This window comes from Microcoleus sp. OTE_8_concoct_300 (assembly GCF_031383065.1).
GTDB lineage: Bacteria > Cyanobacteriota > Cyanobacteriia > Cyanobacteriales > Microcoleaceae > Microcoleus.
This window is the reverse complement of the sequence record NZ_JANMZH010000868.1, coordinates 1-10373: the sequence shown is the minus strand read 5'-3', so window position 1 is coordinate 10373 and position 10373 is coordinate 1. Positions and strand designations below refer to the sequence as shown.

Genomic DNA, 10373 nt, shown 5'->3' with positions numbered 1-10373 from the left:
TCTATGTTAGTAGTTTTAGAGAATATCTCTGTATATCTCGCCCCTTGCCAAGAGAATAATCTGACTGCGAGATATCGCAAATGTTCTGGCTATTTTTGTTTTCGATATGCCCTTACTTAAAAGATAGCGAATCTCCCGCACCTGATCGGGTTTTAGTTTGCGGTGGACAGATATCTTGCCGGCAACGAAAGGAAAGAGGTTTTTTTCGCTTGGCATCGCGGGAGTTATCGGCGGGGGTTCCTTCCCACAAATGGTCAGGATTGATACAACCGCGATCGTCGCAACTGTGACACGCAAAATAACCGGGTTTGACAGACCTTCCCAGTTTGTGTGACCCTACAAGTCTGTGAGCGTAGAAACTTTTTGTTTGGCCATTAATTTTAGTACCCTTAATGGCGTAACCATCACTTCTTTTAGCCAAGGTACAAATCATGCAGCCGTTCGGCTGTATTTGGGCCCGAATACCTGGAATTATTTCTTCGCCTCGCAGTTGTTTTTGAGGTTTCGGCGCAGATGTACTTCCGACATCTTTAATTCGTCCTTTCTTAAACCTATCTTGAGAATTTTCAAGTCTAGAACCTTCCCATAAATGGTTGGGATTGATGCAGTTGCGGACATCGCAAGTGTGGCAAGCAAAGTATTCTGGTCTAATCGGACGACCTAAAATATTTTCTAATACTAAACGGTGGACTGTCAGCGTTTTCCATTCACCGTTAATCCGAAGTCTTTTGTTGGCATAGCCCCTGCTGTTTTTTGAGAGGGTACAGATAATACAGCCCGTCGGCTGAATCTCACCAAATATGCCAGGAATTACTTCTACTATGTTGTCGTCCATCTGTGCAACTCCTACTTCCTTTAGGTGTTGAATTGGCAGCCCCGCAGCGGTTTCAAGACTGCGAGGTTGCTTTTTGTATGCCATTATTGCCACACTAACGTGCTTGTAAATCAGCCCGCAAAAAAAGCATTAGACAATTGATTATTGTCTTTCTGCTGTTTCTACTCGGAATCTTTCCACCGATGTCAAAAGGTCGCGAGCAACGCCCACCAAGTTTTGCAAAGCACCGGAAACTCGCTGCGCTTCTTGGGATGTTTCCTGAGCAGTTAATTCGACAGCTTGCATCACAGAAGCTACGGCGCGAGCTGTTTCGTTTTGCTCTACAGTGTCGGCAGTAATCGATCGCACTAACACGTCAATGCGGTTAGTTACTTGAATGATATCTTCAAGCGATCGTTTCGCCTGTTCTGCCAATCTTGTCCCCTCAATAACCTGCTGCGTCCCTTCTTCCATCGCCGTCATTACCGCGCCGGTTTCGCTTTGAATTTGCATCACGATCTGTTCGATTTCTTTCAAAGACTTAGCCGATCGGTCTGCCAATTGTCGCACCTCGTCTGCCACGATCGCAAAACCCCTGCCCGCTTCCCCAGCTCTCGCCGCCTCAATACTGGCGTTGAGGGCCAACAAATTCGTCCGGGAGGCGATCGTCGCAATTAAAGCCACAATCTTAGAAATTTCTTGAGAAGCTTCCGCCAACCGCTTGACTTTTCTAGTGGTTTCTGCTACCGTTTCTCGAATTTCTAAAATCCCCGCCACCGTCCGCTCCACAGCCTCGCCCCCTTTCAGAGCAGTTGCCGCCGCGCCCCTGGCCACTTCTTCCGCCTCTCTAGCGCTCTCTGCGACCCGCTGAATCGCATCGGTGAGGACTTGCACCGAATTCAGCGTTGCCGCCAGTTCCTCAGCTTGCCGCAGCGCGTCGGAAGACAAATCGCCCGCAAACTTAGCACTATCCGTAGCGCCTTTGCTGACCTCCCGAGCCGCCTGCTTCACCTGATGGACGATTTCGCGCAGATTTTGAATTGTCAAGTTAAACGAGTCAGCAACAGCACCCAAAACGTCTGCGGTCACTTCCGCAGTCACCGTCAAGTCACCCCGGGCCGCTCCTTCCACGTCGTCTAGCAAGCGAATCACTTGGCGCTGCAAGTCTTCTTTTGCCTGTTCCTGCTCGTCAGACTTGCGCCTGGTATCGCTAATCGTGGTTTGGATGACCTTCGCCATGTGGTTGAATTTAGCAGCCATTTTGCCAAATTCATCTTCCGAGTAAACCGTAGCGCGAGCGTCCAAAGTTCCTTGAGCTACGGCATCGAACTGAGCTTGCAAATTGTCCGAGGACTTGCGCACCTGCTTGGCGATCAACTGGCCGATGCCCCAAGAAGTTAAAAAGCTCGTAAAGCCTGCTGCTGCGGTCATTACCCAGCCTGTTTGGCGCAGGTAAACGATCGCCTCCGGCTTGTCTTGCCGCAGAGCTTGATAGGAGGCAATGTTGGTGACGAAAGCCACAGCTACCAGAGAAACCAGTCCGGCCCCGATTGCCGTGTACAACTGTTTGGTAAACAAAGGGGCATTTTCCAAGAAAGCCAGTCCCCCTTGTTCTACCGTCACCGAAGTATCGACCGGTTCTGTTTCTGTGGGAGCAAAACTCGACACTGACGCATCAGCCGGACCGTTTATGCTAAATATCTCGTCATCCCGAATTGCTGAGCCATCGCTGTTGTCAAAGTCCAGGCTGCTGCCAGTCGTTCCCATCATGCCGCTGGTCGAGTTGCCGAAATTGGTATTACCTCTAGTCAGCATCGAACTGTTGGCATCTTCTGAGATGTCAAAGTCCGGCAAATTGCCCAAATCGTCAAACTCGTCAAATTCGTCTAAAAAGTCGCTGTGTTCTTGAGCGTTCACAGCTTTTGACGACCAGCCGCTGCTGTTCTTCTCGGACGCCCCGAAAGCTGTCGCTTGTTCGTTTTCCTCGAAAGAGAAAGAATCGCTAAAAGCATCGTCATCAAAAGCATCTAGCTCGAAGCTGTCTATAGATTCAAATGCCGGGGGTTCCGAGTCGCCGTAACCATTGCTGTTGGCGGAGGTTCTCTCGACCGAATTAAATTGTCCCCGGCTTGACCTTTGACTTTGAGAGTTGGGGACAGCACCTCCCATCAACAGCGTTTCGTCTTCCGCCAAATAGTTTGACGAGTAGTCCGACCCGGTATTCGGTTGCTTGTTTTGAGGTCGAGAAGACCCGAAACCCGACGAGGGCATCGCCTCGGCAAAGGGGTCTGCCTCTTGGGCCTCCGGTGCCTTATGACCGTGATTTTGCAGGCTGCTTGGCGGGGCTTGGTAGTCGTAGTCGGAGGAACCGTCGAGTTCGTCTGGCAAATCGAGCTCCGCAAAAGGTGCGCCAAAATTGTCGGAGGGCCCGGTGGGGGAGTCTAGTTCGTTCGAGTCGAAGGAATTGGCGATTTCTTTTGAGGCAAAACTTTGACCGTTGAGCCTCTGACTCGGAGCTTCTGAAAACACATCTCCTGAGTAAGGTGCCTTTTTCCCAGATACTTTGCTGCTCTTGACATCATCCGCATCCAACCCTCCACCATCATCCGCAAAAGGGTCTCCAAAGTCCGAGTCGGCAAACTCGTCCATGTTTAGCGAGTCGGATGTCTCAGCATAAGCTGCCATCCCGCTACTGTCGCTAGCAAAGGGGTTAGAATGTGAGGTTAAATCTGGGACAGAGCCGGCGCTTACGTCCATGTCTTCTGCTTCCCACTCCAAGCCGCTCATGCCCAAGTCTGCCAAGTCATCGTTTTCCATGTCGTCTGGCGATTGACTCCTATAGGAAATGGATGGAGAATTTCCTTGGAAAAGTCCCAAATCCGGGTCTTCTAACCCTTCATCGAGAGATAAGTCTGGGTAGAATTCCAATTGAGTTTCACCAGACAAAGCCTCGAAATTTTCCGTTGGCAGTTCTCCGGATAAAAATTGGTCTGTGCAGGTAATTCCGCTGTGAGCGTGTTCAACCAAATTCTCGTCGTCACTCAGGCCTAGCACAACCGTGTACTGTTCCCGCGCCACCTCATACTGTTGCAGTCCATAGCAATAAATGTGTCCGCACAGCAGGCGAGCGCTGGGGTCTTCGGGAAAATCTTCTACTAATTGATAAACTAGGGCTGCGGCTTCTGAAAAATTGCCCTCCATGTAGGCCGCTTCTGCCCGTTGGTAGTCCTGCTGAAAGTTGGTACTTGTTGCCATTTGCCGCCCTCTTTTGATTTTAGATTTTAGATTTTAGATTTGAGATTTTTATCTTGAATTGAATGTTTAGATGCGCGCCTCAAGTCGTGTGACTGTTGATGGTTAGACCCCAATCGCAAATCGCAAATCGCAAATCTAAAATCGATTTCACGCTGCCCACCGCGCCGAGCGCAGAATTTTCACTTGATCTAGCAGTCGGAGCACTTTAGTCGCTTGTGCACCTAACATCCATTCTCCCCTCAGAAAAGGAATCATGCCGTCTGGTGCATTGTTCTGAGAGTGCAGTTGCTCCACGTCGAGCCAGTCCATCCCCACAATTCGATCGACTGCCAGCCCTAAAATCGTGTCTTGGTCTTCCACAGCCACGATCGGAATTTCGGGTCTGTCTGTGTTCAGAGGTGTTGGGTCTCCCAGAAATTGGCCGAGGTCTGCCACCCAAATCACTCGTCCTCTCATATTTAGGGTACCTAAAAGCAAAGAGGAAACGTTGGGGATCGGTGTCATGCGGTCTGGGGACGGGGCTAGTACCTCTCTAATCCCTGTCGCCGGCAGTGCGAACTCGTTCCCCGAAGGAACGTAGAACCGCAAGTGCAGCTCGCCTTCGGGAGTTTCTAGTTCGTGGAATTCCGGAGCCGGATCTACGCCGAGTCCTGGTAATATAAAGTCTGGGCTGCCGCTAATCATCATTCTGACACCTGCTTTCTAGCAAATTGTTGACGTTTCCCGCCCCCGAAGAACCCGATCGAAACTTCGATGGTCGAAACTTGACACAGCCAAGCTTGACACAGCCAAGGGGTGAATGGCCGGACGGCAGGAGGTGCTTGGGAATAGATTTGCTCCGTCAATAATTGACTGCAATCAATAATTCACGCGACCAATGCTTACAAATTAGCTCAAATCGACTACGAACAATTAATTTGGAACCCCTAAAGCTTCACTTTGTACTCCCACCGCCGTTTAAATTGGTAAAACTCTGGGTAATTTCTGCGATGAATGCTAAACCGGTACTCGGATTAGCGACGGGTTGCTGACATGGCTGGTGTCGCGACAATCATCAAAAAAAATCGGTACGTGGGTTCCGAGCGCCTCTTTAGACGCGCTCGTGGGAAACGGCTCGGGGATTTCAATAAGCGAGTGAATCTTTCCATTACACCGGGATTGCTAGAAAAGGTGTAATGAATGTAATGCACTTTCGCCCTTGACAATTACCATGGAAAACCGAGCAACCCGCGAGCGCATAATGTTTGCTCCCTTTCATAACCTCCCTTGCGGGGTAGAAGAGACGACCTGCCAGGTCGTCTGTACTTCGCCCAAGTTAACGATCGGTACTCGATCTAGGACACTGACTTAACCCAATAAATCTATTTAATCCTAAATTTCGCGATTCAAGGAACTCGGCCAAGCATCCCTTGGTAGGTCTTTAAACTCTTACCGTTAACGTAGTACGCAAGGTACGGAGTCTGGTCAACTGCGATTTAAGTCAAAAGCCCGCAGCGAGCGTGTCTTTAGACCAGGGTCGTTGACTTAAGACTGACAATGCACTCTCCGACTTTGTACAGAAATACCTACCAATGAGTAACTCTGCACATCGGTTTTTCGGAGTGGCTGTAAGTGGAGAACAAGTATATTATATTTGCACTTTGAGCGTGTTAGACCCACTTGGGTCGAGAAATTGAACAGAGTTTTACCGACGCCCTCATCCCAGCGCGCGGATTTATACATTCTAGTTTATGGTGCGATCGCTCCGGGTGACCGCGAGCTTTCTCTTTGTGGCGGTCGAGACTTGATCTAACCGCAGGTACAAGAAAGCTCCAATAGTGCCAGCAGTGCGAAATTTATTTTTCTTCTAATTCGTCTTCTAGCGAGGGGTCTAATAATCTTTCCGATAGATTGACCAGAGGGTAGCCCGGGCCCACATATTTTTCTACCAGCATTAATAACTCGCTTTCGCCAAAAGGTTTGGTGTAAAACTCTGTAGCTCCGGCCATGCGGGCTTTAACGCGGTCGATAAATCCGTTGATGCCCGTCAGCATAACGATCGGCGTCTGCCGGAAAGCGCTAGAACTGCGCAGCATAGCGCAAATTTCGTAGCCGTCGAGTTCCGGCATGGCGATGTCACAGAGAATTAAATCGGGTTTGAGTTGAAAAACCAAACTCAGGGCTTCGAGAGGATTGCCGATCGCAGTTGCTTCGTAACCGTGTTCATTTAAAATTGACTCAACTGTTTTGCGAATAATATTGTCATCGTCAATGCAGACAACTCTGGGAACCTTGGTTTCCGGGGACGACCATTCTTTTTTGTTGTTAGCAGGGGAAACAGAGGGTTCGTAAAATACTTGCACCAATCCCTGCTGCACGAAGGGGTAAATTGCCTTAGCGACAGTCAGCACGTCTCGGTTGAGGTAGCGCGCCATCTGGCGGATCGAAGTGTGGCCGTCGGCCCAGCGTCTGAGAGTATTAAAGGTATTGACAGGCAGCGCGACTCGCAGCTCTGAGGGGTCTGAAATCACCGGGCATTGGTTGGGCGACTGAATGTGAGGGTGAAACTGCTTCCACTGCTGCACCTGTTTGACAATCTTGGTCAGCAGCGAGCTAATTTCTAAGCTGGTCAGTTGAGGAGCCAAACCAGGGCCCATTTCAAAAGTGAAGGAACCCTGGTGGAGACTGAGCAAGTCAAATAGCGTTTCGTGGATCATGCTGTGGATGATGTTGCGCCCTTGAGCTGGGGTGAGGATGTGGTTTTCTAGCAGGGCCCACAGGTAGCCGTATTCTGGGGCATTGGTAGATGCCATATAGGGAACTTGGATTTTGTCGAGGGCGTTATCTGCTTTGTAGCGGCGCAGGTAGTCGCGCAAGCGAAACAAACTGCCCGCACTCTGGGTAGCGTAAATAATCTGACCGTTGAAGCAGAAGACATACCAGGATTGTCCTGCAAGGGAGCGCTGGGTAGGTTGAGTACCCGTGCTGCTGCCCGTGGAGGTGTAGGCCTCTACGAACAGTTCTCCGGTTCGCTGACCTAACTCAATCAGTTGCAGGATGCTGCGGATGTCAATTTCACTCAAATTTCCCTGCATGCAGCTAAAGTGTCCTCCTTAAAACCGTTGGCGTCTGAGCTCGGAAAGACTGTGTGCTGGCGCAAAGATTGACTTTAGTTTCCGTCAATAATTTACGCGATGGTACCGATCTCACAATTGGGAATTGGCTCTTTGGGCGATACTTGCTGCCGCTCCACCGGCCGCGCTACCAGTCCACAAGCTGAAACCACGAAACTCGCGGCATTCTCTAAGTGTAGAGTTTCACCTTGTATTCCCACTGTTGCCTAAACTCGTAGAATCCTCGAAGCACAATTGCACGGGTTCGCGCGAGTGTGCAACGCTGGCATTCCCGACTGGTTCAAGTCTTCGAGGGCCAAAGTTTTGAAGTTTTTGGCTGAGTATGCCGTCAGTTTATCCAACACATCGGGAGCGTAGGTCAACTTCAAAATACCAAGGATTCTCTGGTTTTACCGCTGCTACCAGCAGCAAGTGCCGATCGATCCCCGATGGGAACTTGAGGCTAGTCTGTTGGGTTGGATGAGTTGCGATCGAGGTTTTTTTTGGGTTTGCCACAGCCCTAAAATCAGGTGCCGTCAAAATGAACCTTTGTTGGCAATTGTTAGGAAAACCCTCACTGCCCATCGACCTTTTTGCTCGCCCGCGGCGAGCATCATAGGCTCGCGTCATTACCCTATTCTAAGGCAGCGCGGTTCAAATCCCTAGTCCGCCGGAGGATGACCCCCGCTTGGGGGCAGCGAAGGCTTTTCTCAGGATCGACCCGCAACTAAAGCCTGGTACAATCAATAGAAAGTTTTTGACGGACTGACTTTTTTGAGCTTAGGGCGATCGGCTGTCCCTGCAGTTTTGCTAGTCTTTAATCAAGCGGCATTGATACTGCTCTCTCATTAGTCCAGAAGGGCGGCGGCCTTGCTTTCTGGACGCTCTGCAGTCAGGCAGGGGTATGCGTGAGTGCTGCTATAGTTAGGAAAAAATGCTATCCCCGGATTGGGCACAGGACACCAAGCCAGTAAAACTTAAGTGGCAAAAAGTTATCCTTACTTGCCTATACTTATTTACTTTAGGTAAGTTGACTAAAGATCACAGGCAGTGTTATCTTTACTTGAGAACCTTTGGCGATCGGGGGATAGCCTACTTATCTTGGGATTAGCCGTCTACCCAACAGCGTAGTACGTAAACACCACTTATCTTTTAGGCCTTTAAGTAGCTTAAAGTAAGTTGGGATAGGTTTTACGAAGCAGAGGACTATTAGTGTGCTGTATCTAGCGGAAGTACAAAAACAGAGAAGCGGCTTTGGTCTCGGTGGCGGTAAGGCTGAACTGAAACTGCTAGCTTGTCAGCGGGGCGAACACAATTGGAGCGCCGTACCAGGCGATGATGCGATCCCAGTTGAGGAAGCTAATAAGTTTAACGACGGCACGCTGGTGCTGGTAGAGTTGAGCGCTAGCAAGCAAGTGCAGCGGATTCAGGAGGCCGCCCGCCAGTTGGTGAGCATTCTGCAAAATTTCTCGCGCTTGCAGGACAAGTTTAAGGATAAGGAAGAGGAAATTGAACAGTGGAAGGCTTCTCTGACGTTTTCGAGTCAGGAACTCAATCGCCGGGAAATGGAAATGCAAGCCCGCGAAGAGCAGTTGGCTCAAATGGAAGACGAGTTGGAGCGGCTGGAGGCTCAGCGCTCGGAAATTGAAAATACTCGAGATGAAGCTAACCGACTCCGAGAAGAGGTCGATCGCAGCCGCGTGGAAATTGAGACGGCTTGGGAACAGTTGCGGGGCGAGCAGCAGCGGGTGGCCCAGCAGCAATCTCAGGTTCCGCAGGGAGCGGTGGTTGATCAGCAGCAGACCCTGAGGATTCAGGAGTTGATGAAGAAGCTGGGAGGGGCAATAGCTTCAGCCCAAGGGGTGCGGGAACAACTGAATCAGTCTTTTGGTGCGGTGGGGGCTCAGCAGGCAATTCTCGATCAGCACTGGCAGCAGTTGGAGCAAAAACACAGCATAGCTCAACAGCAGCAAGAAGAGCTCGATCGACAAAATCAGAGCCTCCAAAACCGCTGGCAGGAGTGGTATCAATCTCAAGATGCTTTGGCGATCGCTCGGGGGGATCTTAAAGGGCAGCAAAGTACCCTGAGCGCTAAGCAGGACCAGGCTCAGTCGGTTTCTTTGCAGGTGCGGGCTGTTGAGGATCTTTACCAGCAACTTTCCAGGCTCGCATCTGCTTCGGGTGCTGCAGGTACGCAGCAGAAAGTAGATGTGTCAGCTCTGGAGAAGATGCCCGTTGAGGAATTGCAGGGGCTGGTGCAACACCTGCAACAGGATTTGGAAAAGGTGTTCCGGTTTGTTAACGATCAAGAGGAGGAGTTGACTCTGCAGCGGGAGACAATCGATGAGCTGCAAGGGAAAATTCAAGCTGCTAGCGAGTACGATCGCATGGCTTTGGAAAATGAAATGGCAGATGAGATCGAAAGTTATCAGATGTTGAACGAAACTCTGGTGGGACAGCGCCTCCGGTTGCAGGAACGGGAAGATGTTTTGAAGCAGCATCAGGCGGTGCTGTGGCGGCGATTGGGTACTGCTAATGGTTCAAAACAAGGAGGAGATATGGAGTTGGGGCCGATCGTGGCACAGCTCAATACTCAGCGGCAGCAGCAAAGCGAGGAATTGCAAAGACTGGAAAACGAAATTCAGCAGGTGCGGGACGCCATATCCCAAATGGAGGCAAATGTCAACCGCCAAAATGGGGAAGGTGAGGCGAAACGTTACGAACTCAAGCAGTTCGAGCAGAATTTGTTCAACCAGAAAGGTGCAGTGGCGGAACTCTGGGGCCGGGTGAAGGTTTATCAAGAAATGTTGCAGCCCGTGCAGGACAATTTGAACGCGCTGCGCCAAAAGCTCGAAGCGGTCGCCGGGGAACTCGATCGGGTGCAGGAGACGGGAGACGAGCAAGATCGGGTAGTTTCCGATCTGCAGCAAGTCCTTTCGGGTTTGATAACAGCTTAAAATTTAACCTAAATGTCGCGGAATTCCCCATCCGTCTACAGGGTGGGGATGGATAGCGAAAAAAAAAAAACCGCGAAGCAACATTATTTTTTTAGTCTGTACTATAATATTATCACTATTGTGTAAATCCGATAATGTACAAAGCTTACAAGTTTAGGATATATCCAACCAATGAGCAGCAAATAGCTTTAGCCAAAGCTTTTGGCTGTTGCCGCTGGTTTTGGAATTATTCTTTGAACTTGTGCCAAGAAACAT

8 protein-coding genes are annotated in these 10373 nt (G+C 50.1%); 2 read left to right on the top strand and 6 right to left on the bottom strand.

Going from position 1 to position 10373, the window contains the following annotated elements; genetic code table 11:
- Positions 1-15 precede the first annotated feature (15 nt).
- The 6 genes from ACUVJL_RS37970 to ACUVJL_RS37945 all read right to left on the bottom strand — a co-directional run bounded on the left by ACUVJL_RS37970 (position 16) and on the right by ACUVJL_RS37945 (position 7791).
- Positions 16-141 (bottom strand): helix-turn-helix domain-containing protein, encoded by a 126-nt coding sequence (locus ACUVJL_RS37970; RefSeq protein ID WP_445250528.1) that lies wholly within the window; start codon positions 139-141, stop codon positions 16-18.
- Positions 113-919 carry an HNH endonuclease signature motif containing protein gene (locus tag ACUVJL_RS37965; RefSeq protein WP_445250527.1) on the bottom strand — a complete coding sequence of 269 codons (807 nt, stop codon included), beginning with the start codon at positions 917-919 and terminating at the stop codon, positions 113-115. The genes ACUVJL_RS37970 and ACUVJL_RS37965 overlap by 29 nt, the downstream gene beginning before the upstream one ends.
- Before the next feature lie 57 nt (positions 920-976).
- On the bottom strand, positions 977-4069 hold the full coding sequence (locus ACUVJL_RS37960; protein WP_445250526.1) for a methyl-accepting chemotaxis protein: 3093 nt from the start codon (positions 4067-4069) through the stop codon (positions 977-979).
- A gap of 147 nt (positions 4070-4216) precedes the next feature.
- Positions 4217-4750, bottom strand: a complete 534-nt coding sequence (locus ACUVJL_RS37955; RefSeq protein ID WP_445250538.1) for a chemotaxis protein CheW — start codon at positions 4748-4750, stop codon at positions 4217-4219.
- Positions 4751-5904: 1154 nt separating this feature from the next.
- Positions 5905-7143, bottom strand: a complete 1239-nt coding sequence (locus tag ACUVJL_RS37950) for a response regulator (RefSeq protein ID WP_445250525.1) — start codon at positions 7141-7143, stop codon at positions 5905-5907.
- A gap of 372 nt (positions 7144-7515) precedes the next feature.
- The gene (locus ACUVJL_RS37945; RefSeq protein ID WP_445250524.1) at positions 7516-7791 is read right to left on the bottom strand and encodes a hypothetical protein; all 276 of its coding nucleotides are present in this window, start codon (positions 7789-7791) and stop codon (positions 7516-7518) included.
- Positions 7792-8375: 584 nt separating this feature from the next.
- On the opposite strand from ACUVJL_RS37945, the gene hmpF reads away from it, so the two are divergent.
- Together hmpF and ACUVJL_RS37935 are read left to right on the top strand one after the other, a co-directional pair.
- Positions 8376-10118, top strand: a complete 1743-nt coding sequence (hmpF, locus tag ACUVJL_RS37940) for a pilus motility taxis protein HmpF (RefSeq protein WP_445250523.1) — start codon at positions 8376-8378, stop codon at positions 10116-10118.
- 134 nt (positions 10119-10252) lie between these two features.
- On the top strand, positions 10253-10373 hold a 121-nt coding region (locus ACUVJL_RS37935), incomplete at its 3' end, for a helix-turn-helix domain-containing protein (RefSeq protein WP_445250537.1).